At 64.0% G+C, this 16,075-nt stretch carries 13 protein-coding genes; 12 read left to right on the forward strand and 1 reads right to left on the reverse strand.

Going from position 1 to position 16,075, the window contains the following annotated elements:
• Positions 1-233: 233 nt before the first annotated feature.
• Positions 234-1,241, reverse strand: a complete 1,008-nt coding sequence (locus NKJ78_RS00005; RefSeq protein WP_352461111.1) for an aldo/keto reductase — start codon at positions 1,239-1,241, stop codon at positions 234-236.
• A gap of 591 nt (positions 1,242-1,832) precedes the next feature.
• Here NKJ78_RS00005 and NKJ78_RS00010 point away from each other — a divergent pair.
• From NKJ78_RS00010 to NKJ78_RS00065, 12 genes are all read left to right on the forward strand, one after another.
• Entirely contained in the window at positions 1,833-2,057 is a 225-nt protein-coding gene (locus tag NKJ78_RS00010; protein WP_352461110.1) for a hypothetical protein, read from the forward strand.
• Positions 2,058-2,174: 117 nt separating this feature from the next.
• Positions 2,175-4,667, forward strand: a complete 2,493-nt coding sequence (gene ligD, locus NKJ78_RS00015) for a DNA ligase D (RefSeq protein ID WP_352461109.1) — start codon at positions 2,175-2,177, stop codon at positions 4,665-4,667.
• Between the two features lie 447 nt (positions 4,668-5,114).
• Entirely contained in the window at positions 5,115-6,020 is a 906-nt protein-coding gene (gene ku, locus NKJ78_RS00020; protein ID WP_023685883.1) for a non-homologous end joining protein Ku, read from the forward strand.
• A complete protein-coding gene (locus NKJ78_RS00025; RefSeq protein WP_023699156.1) occupies positions 6,017-7,144 on the forward strand; it encodes a tetratricopeptide repeat protein in 1,128 nt (375 codons plus the stop codon). The genes ku and NKJ78_RS00025 overlap by 4 nt, the downstream gene beginning before the upstream one ends.
• A 7-nt stretch (positions 7,145-7,151) precedes the next feature.
• The gene (locus NKJ78_RS00030) at positions 7,152-7,514 is read left to right on the forward strand and encodes a hypothetical protein (RefSeq protein ID WP_155923794.1); all 363 of its coding nucleotides are present in this window, start codon (positions 7,152-7,154) and stop codon (positions 7,512-7,514) included.
• The gene (locus NKJ78_RS00035; protein ID WP_023689822.1) at positions 7,504-8,151 is read left to right on the forward strand and encodes an alpha/beta hydrolase family protein; all 648 of its coding nucleotides are present in this window, start codon (positions 7,504-7,506) and stop codon (positions 8,149-8,151) included. The genes NKJ78_RS00030 and NKJ78_RS00035 overlap by 11 nt, the downstream gene beginning before the upstream one ends.
• A gap of 7 nt (positions 8,152-8,158) precedes the next feature.
• Positions 8,159-8,929, forward strand: a complete 771-nt coding sequence (locus tag NKJ78_RS00040) for an exodeoxyribonuclease III (RefSeq protein ID WP_023673489.1) — start codon at positions 8,159-8,161, stop codon at positions 8,927-8,929.
• Between the two features lie 106 nt (positions 8,930-9,035).
• The gene (locus NKJ78_RS00045; RefSeq protein ID WP_352461107.1) at positions 9,036-10,643 is read left to right on the forward strand and encodes a WD40 repeat domain-containing protein; all 1,608 of its coding nucleotides are present in this window, start codon (positions 9,036-9,038) and stop codon (positions 10,641-10,643) included.
• Positions 10,644-10,723: 80 nt separating this feature from the next.
• On the forward strand, positions 10,724-12,754 hold the full coding sequence (locus tag NKJ78_RS00050) for an SEL1-like repeat protein (protein ID WP_352461106.1): 2,031 nt from the start codon (positions 10,724-10,726) through the stop codon (positions 12,752-12,754).
• A 99-nt stretch (positions 12,755-12,853) separates the two neighbouring features.
• The gene (locus NKJ78_RS00055) at positions 12,854-14,860 is read left to right on the forward strand and encodes an amidase (RefSeq protein ID WP_352461105.1); all 2,007 of its coding nucleotides are present in this window, start codon (positions 12,854-12,856) and stop codon (positions 14,858-14,860) included.
• Between the two features lie 79 nt (positions 14,861-14,939).
• Positions 14,940-15,476, forward strand: coding sequence for an isochorismatase family protein (locus NKJ78_RS00060; protein ID WP_352562285.1), 537 nt, complete (start codon positions 14,940-14,942; stop codon positions 15,474-15,476).
• Between the two features lie 31 nt (positions 15,477-15,507).
• Positions 15,508-15,972, forward strand: a complete 465-nt coding sequence (locus NKJ78_RS00065; protein ID WP_352461103.1) for a GFA family protein — start codon at positions 15,508-15,510, stop codon at positions 15,970-15,972.
• Positions 15,973-16,075: the final 103 nt, after the last annotated feature.

The raw sequence follows: 16,075 nt of genomic DNA on the forward strand, positions 1-16,075 counted from the left end.
GAACTGACCGCTCGGCTTTGTCGTCATCGCAAAATCCCCGTTTCAAAAACAGGGAATCACATCCACCCAATTTTGCAACAGTCCCCTTGTGGGAGAAGGTGGCCACGCGAAGCGAGGTCGGATGAGGGGTGTTCCAGCTTGGAAAGGATGGTGCTTCGTCGCCACCCCTCAACCATCCTCGGCACTACGCGCCGATCCACCTTCTCTCACGGGGGGAGAAGGGGAAGATCGCTCTACCGATCGATCGTCGTCATCACCCGCTCATTGTAGCGCGGCCCTGAGACCTTGCCGGGCGCAAGGGCTGCGTCCAGCGCAGCTATCTCGGCCGCGTCGAGCGTGATCGCGGCCGCAGCAACATTTTCTTCGAGATACTTGCGCCGCTTTGTCCCCGGGATCGGCACGATGTCGATGCCGAAACCGTCGCCCTTGCCGAGCACCCAGGCCAGCGCGATCTGCGCGGGCTTTGCCCCTTTGGCCGCGGCCACCTCCTGCACCGCAGCCGCAGCCGCGACATTGGCGTCGTAGTTGGCGCCCTGGTAGCGGGGGTCGCCGCGGCGGAAATCGCCTTCCGGATAATCCTCGGCGCGCTTGACGTCGCCGGCGAGGAAACCGCGGCCGAGCGGCGCGAACGGCACCAGGCCGATGCCGAGCTTCTCGAGCAGCGGGATGATCTCCGGCTCCATATTGCGCTCCCAAAGCGAATACTCGCTCTGCAGCGCCGAGACAGGGTGCACGGCATGCGCACGGCCGATATTCGCCGCGCCCGCTTCCGACAGGCCGAAGAAGCGCACCTTGCCCTCGGCAACCAGCCGGCCGACCGTGCCGGCGACATCTTCCATCGGCACCGCCGGATCGACGCGATGCTGGTAATAAAGGTCGACATGGTCGGTGCCGAGCCGCTTCAGCGAGCCCTCCAGCGCCTCGCGGATATGGTCGGGCCGGCTGTCACGCTCCGTGCCGACCTGTCTGCCGTTTTCGATGCGGAAGCCGAATTTGGTGGCAAGGGTCACCTCATCGCGCCGGCCCTTCAGCGCCCGCCCGAGCAGCTCTTCATTGGCATAGGCGCCGTAGACTTCCGCCGTGTCGAGGAAGGTACAGCCGAGTTCGATGGCGCGGTGCAGGGTGGCGATCGATTCCGCCTCGTCGGCAGGGCCGTAGGACTGGCTCATGCCCATGCAGCCGAGGCCGATCACTGAGACCTGCAGCCCCTGGCTGCCGAGGTTGCGGGTGCTCAAGGTCATAGTCTGTGATCTCCGGGAGGGCAGACAGAATTATAGGAGCCGCTCGCATAGTTTCCATAGCCGTTCGGCGAATTCCGCATCGATCGCATAGGGCATCACGCCCAGCGTTCCCGTTAGCCGCACACCGCCTTGCATCGGCAGCACGCCGGCAACGCGCCCAAGATCTATCGCTGCGCGGTGAGGACACGCCCGAATTGGCTGCGGAACAAAGCTGGTTTCTCAGCTTGAAGTTAGAGCAAACACCCTAAATCCTTGGTCGAGTTGTGCAAAAGCCCTATATACCTGGCGGAAGCATAGGAGACGACATGATCGCCAATCGCACAACCGCCGAAGATATGGCTCGAACTGTAGGTGTTGACCCGGACACATTCCGCGCAGCGTTGCGGAGGGTGAAGCACCCTCGGAAACGCAACACAGATTGGGACGTGAAAGTTGGCGGCCCATCGTATTCAGGAATGCGCACCGTTCTGGCCAGTCTGATACAGCGGAAGGCCGCCTGACGCCGGCAAGCAGTCAAAATTGACAGAGCAGCTGATCTCCAGCATCCTTAGATAGCCGTTATGTCCTGCGGCGGTTGTGTATGAGCGTTGCATGGTCAGTCCTACTTCCAGCCAGAATTCCAAGCGCGCCGCGGTGCGCAAGGCGCTCGACCGCCACAAGGTCTACGTCACCGCGCAAAGCTTTTCCGGCGGCGTCTACTCGGCCCGCGTGCTGGTCGACGGCGAGGCCTACTGGGTCGACGAGTTCCGGCTGAGCCAGCTCCAACAAGGGCTGTCCCCGGCCGAGCTAGACCTGACGCCCGCCTCAGACGATTGAGCGTGATCTCCACATTCTTCGCACCACGCTGGGAAATCTGAAATGTTGGCGGGACAGCACTGTGCAGGAACGCGGCGCAGGGAAGGTTCGTCCGCCGCCGCCGCTCCCGCCTGACCCATGCCAACCCCGCCAAAACTCAAGGCCTATCGCGCCAAGCGCGAATTTACGAAGACGCCGGAACCGGCTGGCGGGCTCATTTCAGGCGACGGCAACCGCTTCGTCGTCCACAAGCATCACGCCACCGCCGACCATTACGATTTGCGCCTGCAGGTCGGCGGCGTGCTGAAAAGCTGGGCGGTGCCGCGCGGGCCCTCGCTCAACCCGGCCGACAAGCGGCTTGCAGTCGAGACCGAGGACCATCCGCTCGAATATATCGACTTCGAGGGCGTCATTCCCGAAGGCGAATATGGCGGTGGGCCGATGATCGTCTGGGACACCGGCACCTGGGCACCGATGGACGATGTCGACAAGAGCCTGCGCACCGGCGCCTTCAAGTTCCGGCTGGCCGGCGACAAGTTGAATGGCGGCTGGATGCTGACCCGTCTGAAGCCCAAGCCCAGCGAAGACAGCGAGAAGAAAAACTGGCTGCTGTTCAAGGAGCGCGATCTCGCCGCCGATACCGGCCTCGACATCCTGGAAGCGCGGCCGGAAAGCGTGAAGTCCGGCAAGCGGATCGAGGAGCTGGTGGCGCCGCCGAGGAAGCCGGCCCGCCTGCCGCCCAAGCCCGGCGCGCTGAAACCCGGCGCGCTGCCCGGTGCGGCCAGGGGCGATCCGCCGTCGCGCATCGAGCCGCAGCTCGCCACGCAGGTGCCGAAGCCACCGGGTGGGCCAGTGGAAGACACAGGTGAACTCTGGCTGCACGAAATAAAATTCGACGGCTACCGCACCATGGCGCATATCGCCGATGGCGAGGTCAGGCTGATCACCCGCGGCGGCATCGACTGGACGAAGCGTTACGGCGACCTGCCGCAGGCATTCGCCCGGCTGCCCCTCAGCCAGGCGATCATCGACGGCGAGATCATGGTGCTGGACGAGAAGGGCATCTCGCGTTTCGCGCTGCTCCAGGATGCGCTGTCGGCGGGTGCGGGCAGCAAGCTCCATTTCTATGCCTTCGACCTGCTGCATCTCGACGGCTGGGACCTCCGCAAGGCGCCGCTCGCAAAGCGCAAGGCCCTGCTCGCCGAACTGCTAGCCGGACAGGGCGCCAACTCCGCCATCCAGCTGAGCGACCATGTCGAAGGCGACGGACAGGGGCTGTACGATCAGGCCTCGATCCTTGGGCTGGAAGGCGTCGTCTCCAAGCGCGCCAACGCCATCTACCAGAGCGGCCGCACGAAGAGCTGGACCAAGGTCAAGGCGCTGGAGACCGGCGATTTCATCATCGCCGGCTACACCGTTTCCGACGCGGCCGAAGGACTGGCGGCACTCGGCATGGCTGAATTCGCGGATGGCGAACTGCACTATCGCGGCAAGGTTGGCACCGGCTTCGATGCCGCTACGGCGGGCGACTTGCTGGCCCGGCTGCAGCCGCTGCGCGACGGCGCGACAGCACCCGAGGGTGTGCCGCGCGAGATCATGCGCGAGATGAAATGGGTGCGGCCGATGCTGTCGGCCCGCATCCACTACGCCAACCGAACGGCGGACAATTCGCTGCGCCACGGTGTGTTTCGGGGCTTGCGCGATGTCGGCCTGTCGACGCCGGTGTCGCCGAAGCGCAAGCGGCTGATCGCCGAAGCCGATCTCGCAACCATCTGGGTGACCAATCCGGAGCGGCGGCTGTTCGGCAAGACCGGACCGACCAAACTCGACATCGCCGTCTATTACGCGCTGGTCGGCGATTTCATGCTGCCGCACATTATGGGCCGCCCGGTGTCGCTGGTGCGCTGCCCGACGGGCCTGCCGAAGGACTGTTTCTTCCAGCGCCACGCCTTCACCGGCATGCCGCCGTCGGTGGTCACTTTTGACGCCACCAACTCCGAAGGTGAAACCAAATCCTATCTGTCGGTCGAGGAAGCAAAAGGCTATCTGGCACTCGCGCAGTTCGGCGTCGTTGAGTTCCACACCTGGGGCACGCATCGCTTGAGCCTCGACAAGCCCGACCAGATCGTTTTCGATCTCGATCCGGGTGAGGGCATCGCCTGGCGCGAGGTGGTCGAGGCCGCCGTCCACATCAAGGGCGAATTGGAGCGGTTCGGCCTGGTGCCGTTCGCCAAGACATCCGGCGGCAGCGGCATCCACATAACCGTGCCGGTGACGCAAAAGCAGAACTGGAAGAAGCTGCACCAGGCGACCAGCGCCATCTCCACGCACCTGGCGGCCACCGCGCCCGACACTTTCACCACCACAATGGGCAAGGAAAACCGCAAGCGCCGCATCTTCATCGACTATCACCGCAACGCGCGCGGCCACACCTCCGCGGCGCCTTATTCGCTGCGCGCCCGCACCAACCTGCCGGCGTCGACGCCGGTGAGTTGGGCAGACCTTGAGACGATCGATGCGCCGCAGGATCTGAACTATTCGTCCTTGCCGGGGCTGTTGGCGACGTCGGGCGATCCGTGGGCGGACATGGAGGATTTCGCAAGAGATTTGCCGTTGTTTTCGGGGAAGTAGATCGGGAGGTGTTGGCGATCCGGCACACCCCCCTCTGTCCTGCCGGACATCTCCCCCGCAAGGGGGGAGATCGGATGTCGCCTCTGCTTTCGCCAATCGCAAACCTTGCAAGAGGAGCGATAAGGTTGAAGCTGCCAATCTCCCCACTTGCGGGGGAGATGTCCGGCAGGACAGAGGGGGGTGCTGTCCCTCCGGCATGACTTACTTCCCCAAGTCCATCGACCATGCGGACAATTTGAATTATCCTCCGTCGGTGCCCTCCAGCTCACCTGAAGGTTTCGTCAGGAATTTGCCGGTATGTTTGGGGCCGGTGTAGGATTTCCGCAGCACCATTCGTCCTTTGGACGAAGCGCTGCAGTAAGCATGATCCCGAAACGTGGGAACCGGTTTTCGGTTAAGATCATGCTCAGTCTGAAATGTCAGTGCGTGGCCGCGTAGGAGAGTATCATGGCGCCCAGGGCAAGTTGGAAAGGTTACCTCAAGCTCAGCCTCGTCAGCTGTCCGGTCCGGCTCTATCCGGCAACGACGACCAGCGAGCGCATATCGTTCAACCAATTGCACAAGAAGACCCACAACCGCATCAACATGAAGCCGGTCGACCCTGAACTCGGCCTCGTCGAGCGCGCGGACTTGGTCAAGGGTTACGAATACGAGGACAAGCAGTACATCATCATCGATGAGGCGGACCTCGAAGCAGTGCGCATCGAATCCAATCACACGATGAACATCGAGGCCTTCGTCGACGAAGACGAGGTCGACGTCATTTATCAGGATGCGCCGTACTATATGGCGCCGGATGGCGCCATGGCGGAGGAAACCTTCGCCGTGCTGCGCGAGGCCATGCGCAAATCCGGCAAGCTGGCCATCGCCCGCCTTGTCCTGTCCAGCCGCGAGCGCGTGGTGACGATCGGCGCGCGCGAGAACGGCATGTTCGTCTGCACCTTGAGGAACCCGAACGAAGTGCGCGGCACGGCTGAATATTTCGGCAACATCCCGGCTGGCAAGCCGGATCCCGAAATGCTGCAATTGGCCGAAGCGCTGATCAAGCAGAAGGAAACCACCTTCGATCCGAAGAATTATGAGGACCGCTACGAGATCGCGCTGATGACGATGATCCGCGAGAAACTGAAGGGCCATAAGCCGATCATTGCGGCGGCGCCCGAGCGTGGCAATGTCATCAACCTCATGGACGCGTTGAAGGCGAGCCTGTCGCAATCAGCCAAGCCGCCGGCCAAGTCGAAGAGCAAGGCCGACGACGCTGAAAAACCTGCCGCCAAGGGTAAGGCGGGTGCGGCCAAGGAAAACCCGTTGAAGGCCAATCTGCTCAAGGCCGTCGGCAAGAGCAAGGGGTGACGGCGCCGACCGGTATAATCCCGGGCGCCGTCTTCGGCGCCATCGGCGCGCTGGCGGCATTTCCGCTGCGGCTCGCGGCCCGTGAGGTGGAGCGTCAGCACGGCCAGTTGCGGCGCGGCGTCACCAGGCGCACCAGCCATGTTGTGTTCGGCCGAACGCTGATCGCCAAGGCCGGCACGGCGAAGGGCGGCGATGCCGAGATCGAGCGCCGGGTTGCAGCCGAGGGCTCCGCTGGCCGAACACTCCTTAGCGAAAATGGCTTCCTGCGCCTGCTTGGTCTGATGAAGGCGCCGGAGGCGTCTTCGCTGTCCAGGCAGTCTCTCGTCGACCAGTCCAGACTGTCCGGTGCCGACCTCGACCTGCTCAGCCTGTTCGACGCCTTCGAGCACGATTGTGAACCCTACTCGTTCCGCGATCTGATCCTTGCCCGCAAATATGCCGGGCTGGTCGCCGGCGGTGCATCCTGGGGCGCGATCGCGCGCTCCGTGCATCGCTCCGGTCCGGTCGCTTCGCTCACCGCCAAATCGCTCAATGTCGGCTCGCAGCATGGCCGGCCCGATCAGATCTATCTCGAGGATGGCCAGAGCGAACTCGACGGCCAGCTGCTGTTCGATCTCGGCAGCGCAAGCGCAGCCGGCGACGACACGCTGGAAGAATTGTTCGCCGAGGCTGAAAGCGCGGAAGAGGAGGGCCGGCACGACGATGCCGCGGCGCTCTACCAACGCTGCCTCAGCATCGATCCGAGCGACGCCATCGCCGCGTTCAACCGCGCCAATTGCTTGCGTGGCGCCGGTCGCGTGGCCGACGCGGCGCATGACTATGCAAGAGCGATCAAGCTCGATCCGGCGTTCGTCGAGGCCTGGTTCAACCTCGCCGGGCTGATGAGCGACGAAGGCAAGATCGCCTCGGCGCGCCGGCATCTGGTCAAGGCCATCGCGCTCGACAAGAGCTACGCCGATCCGGTGTTCAACCTTGCCCGGCTGGAGTTCGACGCCGGCAATCTGACCGAAGCCCGCCGCCACTGGGTGCGCTATCTCGAACTCGATGCTGACAGCGAATGGGCGCGCACTGCGCAAAAGGGGATACAGTTCGTCGATCTGCAGCTGGCGCGGACGGCGGGGTGAGGCTGCCGTGGATAATCTTGTTCAGATTTCGAGTATGGGATTAACCGCGTGCTTCATCGTTTTGGCGGTGCAGGAGGCCCGCGAGCTGCTCTTCTACTGGAGCAATGGCTGGAATTTTTTCGAAGACAGCAAAATCAATTGGGCCACATATTACAACCGCAGAACTTGGCCATTTCCCCAGCGCCCCGAGGACCGTATGTCGAACAAGCAGCGCGTTTGCTTCGGCCGGCCATTCTTCATCGTGCTCGTGGGGTTTTTTGCAGCCATTTTCACCCATGTTACCCTGCATCCGGAGCAGTGGCGTAAGGAAGTTCACGGTTCCAAAACCACCTACCACTATATCGGGGTCCCGCAGCCTGATGCCCACTAGCTTCCTCTTCGACGGCTTTGACACAGCCCCGGTCACCATCGTGTTGGCCCACGGCGCCGGCGCGTCGATGGATTCCCCCTCGATGACCGACACCGCCAAGGCGCTCGCCACAGCCGGCTTCCAGGTTGCGCGCTTCGAATTCCACTATATGGCGGCGCGACGCTATGGCCAGCGCAAGCCGCCGCCGCGCGCCGAGACGGTCAACCCGGAATACATCAAGGCCATCGCCGATCTGAGGGCGAGGGGCGTCGCTGGTCCGCTCATCATCGGCGGCAAGTCGATGGGCGGGCGCGTCGCCTCGATGGTCGCCGACGAGATGTTCGCCAAGGGCGAGATTTCGGGCCTCGTCTGCCTCGGCTATCCCTTTCATCCGCCGGCCAAGCCCGAGCAACTCAGGACAAAACATCTCGCCGACCTCAAGACGCCGACGCTGATCTTCCAGGGCACCCGCGACGAGTTCGGCACGAAAGAAGAGGTCGCGACCTACGGCCTTTCCAAAGCCATCGAGGTGATCTGGCTGGAGGATGGCGACCACGACCTGAAGCCGCGCAAGAGCGTGTCGGGGTTTTCGACCGCCGATCATTTGAAGACGCTGGCCGGGACGGTGAAGGCGTGGACAGGGCGGATCGTTTCCTGATCGCCAAATGAAAATCGCCACCTTCAATATCAACAACGTCAACAGCCGGCTGCAAAACCTGCTGGCGTGGCTGGCGGCAGCCAAGCCCGATGTCGTCTGCCTGCAGGAGCTGAAGGCGCGCGACCTGCAGTTTCCGCGCACGGCACTGGCCGACGCCGGCTATGGCGCGGTGTGGAAGGGCGAGCCGACCTGGAACGGCGTAGCCATACTGGCGCGAGGAGCCGAGCCGGTGCTGACCCGTGACGTCCTGCCCGGCGATACCGCCGACAAGCAGAGCCGCTACATCGAGGCGGCCGTGAACGGCATCGTCATCGCCTGTGTCTACGCGCCCAACGGCAACCCGCAGCCGGGGCCGAAATTCCAGTACAAGCTGGCCTGGCATGAAAGGCTGGAGGCGCATGCCGCAGAACTCTTCGACACTGGCCTGCCGGTGGCGCTGGTCGGCGACTACAATATCGTGCCCGAGCCGCGCGACATCTACGCCACCCGCTCCTATGACGACAACGCGCTGGTGCAGCCGGAAAGCCGGGCGTCGTTCCAGCGTCTGCTCGAGCAGGGCTGGACCGATGCGCTCCGCAAGAAGCATCCGAAGGAAACGCTCTACACATTCTGGGATTATCGCCGCAACCGCTGGCTGCGCGATGCCGGGCTGCGGCTCGACCACATCTTGCTGTCGAAGAAACTGGCGCGCCGCCTCACCGCTGCCGGCATCGACCGCGATGTCAGAGGTGAGGACGGCGCCAGCGACCACGCGCCGGTATGGGTCGAATTGAAGTGAATTTGGCTGCGTGATCGCGCCCACTTTCGTGGGCGCAGTTTTGCGCTATTTGTTTCGCTGCGGCGGCCGCATGATGAGCAAGGTGCGGCACCGGAGGGGGAGTCCGATGGACAGGTTGGCCGAAAGGCTGTTTGCGCTTCCGCTGCTGGCGGCCGCTTTGGCTTGTCTGGTGCGGGCGTATCTGCTGCTCGGCGACAGAGATTTCAGCTGGAGCGGGATCGACCACATGCTGCACGGCCCAGCCACGCTGCAGCCCGTGGTGTTCCTGACCGTCGGCGGGCTTTGCCTGCTTGGCGCCCTGTTGTTCTGGGCCGGACTGCTGCCGGGTCGGCGAAGCCAGCCTGCTGGAACGCCGCTTTTTGGCCGCGACGCCGAGATCGACCCAAAGGGCCGCCCCGGTCTGCGGCGCGCCTTCCTCATGTTGCCGGTGCTCGCCGTGTTGGCGCTGCTGGCCGACCACTTCCCTTGGGCGCGTGACGCCGGCCCGGGCGCTGAGGTGGCCGCCCCGAACGAACCCAAAGCCGAGCCGAAGAACCAGGGCATCGACGGTGTCCCGCCGGCCCTGGCGACGCCACCGGCCCCGCCGAGTTCGCCGCAGGTCACCATGCCGCCCGAGCCAACTCCGCCGGTGCAGGCAGCCAAACCGCCCGAGCCGGCGCAGCCTACGCCTCCGGCTGCTCCCCCTCAGCCGCCACAAGTCGCACTCGCTCCGGCGACACCGCCACCGGAGACTGCTCCACCGCCGGCTCCGGCCACGCCACCTCAGACCGTCGCGCCGTTGCCGCCGCCTCCGCCGGCGCTGCCGACCGAGCCCGACGGCCACCGCGACGCCGTCGTCTGGCTCGCCGTCTCGGCCGATGGCCGCGACGTCATGAGCGCCAGCACCGACCACATGATCAAGCTCTGGGACATCGCCGGCAAGCGGCTGATCCGCAACCTTGGTGAACACAAGGACATGGCGCGCACGGCGCTGTTCATGCCCGACGGCGCAACCGCGCTGACCGCCGGCGACGATGGCGAGATCGTGCTGCGAAAGCTTGCCGACGGCGCGGTGCTGCATGTCTTCTCGTCGGGCGCGAATGGCGGCGTGCGTAAGCTGGCGATCAGCCCGGACGGCAAGCGCGCCGTCAGTGGCCACGACACCGGCAACGTCATCGTCTGGGATCTCGTCAACAAATCGGTGCTGCATGTGATGACCGGACATGACTGGCCGATCAGCACGGTCGCAATTTCGCCCGACGGCACGCGCGCGCTGAGCGGCTCCATCGACGGCACGCTGAAATTCTGGGACGTCGAAAGCGGCAAGCAATTGCGCAGCTGGCACGGCCACGAGCAGGGCACTTACGGCGCCGTCTTCACCGCCGACGGCCATCATGTCGTCACCGGCAGCGGCGACTACACGATCAAGCTCTGGGACCTCGACACGTTTAGGGAATTGCGCCGCTTCGAGGGTCACGAAGGCACCGTCTATACGCTGGCGCTGTCGGCCGACGGCAAGCGCCTGGCCTCCGGCTCGCTCGACGGCACGGCGCGGCTGTGGGATGTCGGCACCGGCGGCCAGATCGCCATGTTCGACAGCCGCACCGGCCCTATCTACGCCGTTGTCTTCGCCACCGACGGCACGCTGCTCACCGGCGGCGACGATCGCACCATCAGGGATTGGCCGGCGGCTGGCGGCGATGGCGAAATCCTGTTCGCCGGCGCACCGCAGTAGCGACATCAAATGCTTTGGATATTCCAGAACGGCCTGGCTTGCGCTATGGATTACTGGTGGCTGCAAATGGATTGGGGACGGTGAGCAACAACGACTGGGCGCCCAAAGTGGATACACCTGTCTACAGCCCGCCCAAGTCGCGTCGCCGAGGGGTCCTTACCGTCGTTCTGGTGTTGCTGGCGGCTTTTGTGCTGCTCGGTCCTGGCCGAAATTACTATGTGCAGTGGTCAGCGGCACAAAAGGGTGCAGCGGCTCTCCAGGCAAAGGATTATGCCGAGGTATTCCGTCAAATGAAGATCATGGCGGACGCTGGCAATGTTGACGCAAAAGGCCAGCTTGGTGCGCTGTACTGGCGCGGTGAGGGCGTGGCTCAGAACGACAGCCAGGCGGTGTATTGGTGGAAGAAATCCGCCGATGGCGGCAATGCGGAAGCCATAGCAGCACTGGGTCAGGCCTACCTTATGGGCAGGGGCGTTGAAAAGGACAGTCGGCTTGCCGAGAGTTTCTCACGAAAGGCCGCCGATAAAGACAACATGAATGGGCAGTACCAGCTCGGCGTGTTGTACTGGCAGGGCCAAGGGGTCGCGCAAAGTTATGAGCAGGCGCTCTATTGGTGGCGCAAGGCGGCCGATCAGGGGAGCGGGGAGGCTGAATATTCTCTCGGCCAAGTCTATTTAAATGGCCAAGGGGTCGAAAGAAACGATCAACTGGCGTCGAAGTTTTCCAGGCAATCAGCCGACAAGGGCAATGCGAACGCTCAGTACGCCCTCGGCGTCCTGTATGCGCAGGGTCGGGGTGTTGCGCAAAGCTTCGAGCAGGCTGCCTCATGGTGGCGCAAGGCGGCTGACCAAGGAAGCCTGGAGGCCGCTTTCTGTCTCGGACGCGCCTACTATCTTAACCAAGGCGTCAAGAAGGATGATCAGGCCGCCATAGTGTGGGTGAAAAAGGCAGCCGATCTGGGTGAGCCGAATGCCCAGGCTTTGCTGGGCACTTTGTACTCGCGGGGCCACGGCGTTGAGCAGGATGACCGCCTTGCGTTCGGGTGGTGGATGAAGGCCGCAACCACCGGTCTGACAGAAGCGCAATACGCGGTGGCGGCCGCTTATGGCCAGGGAAAAGGTACCCCTAGGGACGACGGCCAGGCGTTTGCGTGGATGAGCAAAGCCGCCAATCAGGGCTTTGTGTTCGCCCAGTCGAATCTGGGCGGATATTATTCGATGGGCCAAGGCGTCGAGAAGAGCGCCGAGCAGGCGGTCTATTGGTGGCGCAAGGCCGCGGAAGCGGGGAATGCCGAAGCCGGTGCCAATCTGGCCCGGGCGTATTCGCTCGGCGAAGGCGTGGGACGGGACGATGCGTTGGCCGCGACTTGGGCGCAAAAGGCGTCCGACGGGCGAAACGCCGACGCTCAATATATGCTTGGTATCCTCTACAGCCAGGGCCGCGGCGTTGCGCAAGACAATGATCTGGCCTTCCGATGGTGGATGAAGGCTGCTGTCCAAGGCCATGTGGTAGCGCAGTATAATGTCGGGGTCGTGTATCGGGACGGGCAGGGCGTCGGGAAGGATGAAAGGCAGGCATTCGAGTGGCTGAGCAAGGCTGCCGACAAGGACAATGACCTTGCGCAGTTCGCTCTCGGTGGACTGTATTGGGATGGTCTAGGAGTAACGAAGGACCCCGTTCAGGCGGCAAGGCTCTGGCGCAAAGCCGCCGACCAGCGCAATGCATTCGCGCAGAAAGCGCTCGGCACAGCCTATTCCGAGGGTGCTGGCGTTGCGCAAAACAGTGCGGATGCGGCGGGCTGGTGGCTCAAGGCGGCGCGGCAGGGAAATGTCGATGCCCAGCTCGCCTTAGCGTATGCCTCGGCCAACGGCGTGGGCATTGCCAGAGACGACAAGGCTGCCGAGTCCTGGTGGCTGGAAGCCGCAAAGGCCGGCAGCGTCGATGCCGAGTTCAGTCTGGGCTCGCTCTACTACCGCGGCGTCGATGGGAAACCAAACTACAAGGAAGCCGCCAAATGGTTCTTCAAGGCGGCAGGCCACGGCAGTTCCGGAGCCAAGACCTATCTCGACCTGATGAAGGAAAACGGCCAGCTCGACAGCAAAATGCTGTGAGCCGAGTGCATAAGCGTCGCCGTCACGCCTTTCGTTTGCGGCGTGACACTCGCATCGCACGATGCGAAGACTCATTTGCCGCTGCATCTCGAGAACCCCATGCCCAACCTCCAGCCCGTCGAAGCCTCGATCGCCGACCTGCGCCGCGCGCTGGAGGCCGGCACCGTCACCAGCGTCGAGCTGGTCGGCGCGTATTTCAGGCGCATCGCGCACTACGACCGCCATGGCATTGCGCTCAATGCCGTGCCGGTGCTTAACCCGGCAATGTTCGAGGAGGCGGCGGCGTCCGACCTGCGGCGGCGCAATGGCGCCACCCTCGGGCCGCTCGACGGCATCCCCTACACCGCCAAGGACAGCTATAAGGTGAAGGGCCTGACGGTGGCCGCCGGCTCGCCCGCCTTCGAGCATCTCGTCGCCAACGAGGACGCTTTCACCATTGCCAGGCTGAGGGCCGGTGGTGCTGTGCTGATCGGGCTGACCAATATGCCGCCTATGGCCAATGGCGGCATGCAGCGTGGCGTCTATGGCCGCGCCGAGAGCCCCTACAATGCAGATTACCTGACCGCCGCCTTCGCTTCCGGCTCGTCCAACGGTTCCGGCACCGCGACCGCTGCGAGCTTTGCCGCTTTCGGGCTGGGCGAGGAGACATGGTCTTCCGGCCGCGCGCCGGCGTCCAACAATGCACTTGTCGCCTACACGCCGTCGCGCGGCGTCATTTCGGTCAGGGGCAACTGGCCGCTGGTGCCGACCATGGATGTGGTGGTGCCGCACACGCGCGGCATCGCCGACATGCTGGAGCTGCTCGACGTGATCGTCGCCGACGATACCGAGACGCGCGGCGATTTCTGGCGCGCGCAGCCCTGGGTGTCGATCGCGAAAAGCGCTGATCTCAGGCCGCCAAGCTACACTACACTCGCCTTGGAGTGCTCGTTGAAAGGCAAACGCCTCGGCGTGCCGAAAATGTATATCGGCCGCGACGGCGGCGCGCTCAAACCCATCGAGACCCGCGCCTCGGTGCTCGACCTCTGGCGGCAGGCAGCGCGTGACTTGGAAAAGCTTGGCGCGGAGGTGGTCGAGGTCGATTTCCCCGTCGTCTCGAACTATGAGCGCGACCGTCCGGGCACAAAAACCATGGTCGAACGCGGGCTGGTGCCGGAAGCATTCGCCGAGCGCGAAATCTGGGATCTCTGCATCTGGGGCTGGGACGATTTCCTGCGCGCAAATGCCGACCCGGCCATCCCCGACCTGGCCACGGTCGACGGGCCAAAAATCTTCCCGCGGCCGCCGGGCGCGCTGCCGGACCGCTATGGCGACGACGGTTTCGATCTGGCGGACTATGTCACACGCGCCAAACAGGGCGTGACGCCATTGCTGGATATTCCAAGGCTGGCGGAAGGTCTGAAGGGATTGGAGGCGACGCGGCGCATCGACTTCGAGGACTGGCTGGACGAGCACAGGCTCGACGCTGTCGTGCTGCCGGCGGTCGCCGATGTCGGCCCGGCCGATGCCGACGTCAACGAGACCTCTGCAGCAATCGCCTGGCGCAACGGCACCTGGGTTGCCAATGGCAATCTGGTGTGGCGTCATCTTGGCATCCCGACCGTCACCGTGCCTATGGGAACGATGGCCGATATCGGCATGCCGGTCGGGCTGACCTTTGCGGGCAAGGCCTATGATGATGCGGAGTTGCTGCGGCTCGCCGGCGATTACGAGCGCGCCACCCAACGCCGCACGGCCCCGCCGCGCACGCCGGAATTGCCGGGCGATGTGTTTGCGCAACATGGTGGATCGAAGTCCAGCGATGCGCCGCCGCCGGCACTCAGGCTTGTTGCGGAGACGATGGGGCAAGGAGACCAGGCCGAGATCGCCGTGACGGTTGAACTCGATGCGGAGACCGCTGATCTCAAGGTTCACGTCAATGGCGAAGCCGTTGTCATGGAGCGAAGCGGCACAAGCTTTCACGGTCGCATCCTGGTGCCGGCCGGCGAGCATGAAAGAATGCACAGTGTGTGGCGAGGCGCTTACGGCTCGATCGTTACGGCCGTCATCCGGCTGGAGGATGGACGCACGGCTGGTGCTTACGTGGTCGCGGGTGGAATCGGGTGAGGTACATGTAATCTCCCCAAGGGGGAGATCAGCAGCTTCGCCGTCTTGACCCTCCCATCGCCCGCGTTATCTTCTCGCCATGCCAAACCTCGCTCCCCTCATCGTCATCGACCTCCAGACCAACATGTTCGACGGCCGCGTCGAGCCGCCGATCCACGATGCGCCTGGCATAGCCGAGCGTACCTGCTCGCTGATCGACTGGGCGCGGCGCGAGGGGCGCAAGGTTGCTTTCGTCAGGCATGACGGGCCGGCCGGCGATCCGCTGGCGCCCGGCGAGCCGGGTTGGCCGGTATGGCCGGAACTCGGCCAGGCCAAGGACGAGCCGACATTCTCCAAGACCGTCCGCAACGCCTTCTCGAATGCCGAGCTTGGCGCCTGGGTGGCCGGGCAGGGGGCCGGCGAAGTCGTGCTCGCCGGAGCGCAGACCGATTTCTGCATCGCCGGCACCGTCAAGGGCGCCCTGGCCGAGGGCCTCGGCGTTACCGTCGTTTCCGATGCCCATTCCACGCTGGACACTGAAGGCGAAACCGCGACCGAGATCATCGCCCGGTACAATGCGGACTTCACCGATGCCGGCGTCACGCTGGTGACCACGAAGGCGCTGACCGGCGACTGAAGCACCGCGCTTCGAAGAGTGGGAGACTGCCGTGCCAACCCTGAAATTGCCGGCCGAAGGCGGATGCCGCTGCGGACGTGTGCGGCTCAAGATTTTCGCAAAACCGCTTTTGACCATGGCTTGTCATTGCACCGGCTGCCAGCGCATGTCGGCCAGCGCCTATTCGCTGAGCGCCGCCATCCCCTCCGACGGCTTCGAAATCATGCAAGGCGTGCCGGTGATCGGCGGGCTGCACGGCGCCTCGCGTCATTACTTCTGCCCACATTGCATGAGCTGGATGTTCACGCGCCCCGAAGGGCTCGACTGGTTCGTCAATCTGCGTCCGACCATGCTTGATGAACCCGGCTGGTTCACGCCGTTCATCGAGACATGGACCAGTGAGAAACTGCATTGGGCGACGACACCGGCGGTGCATAGTTACGAGGCGCTGCCGGCCTTCGAGGCGTATGAGGGGCTGGTGGCCGAGTTTGCGGAAACTGCGAATCTCCCCCCTTGAGGGGGAGATGGCCGGCAGGCCAGAGGAGGTCGGTGCGACTGGGCTCGACGTCCTTGCTGCAGATGGAAGGTTGGGGCTTCACGCGCGGCGACCCCCTCTGTCG

It is taken from the genome of Mesorhizobium sp. M0037 (assembly GCF_040323635.1).
Classification (GTDB): domain Bacteria; phylum Pseudomonadota; class Alphaproteobacteria; order Rhizobiales; family Rhizobiaceae; genus Mesorhizobium.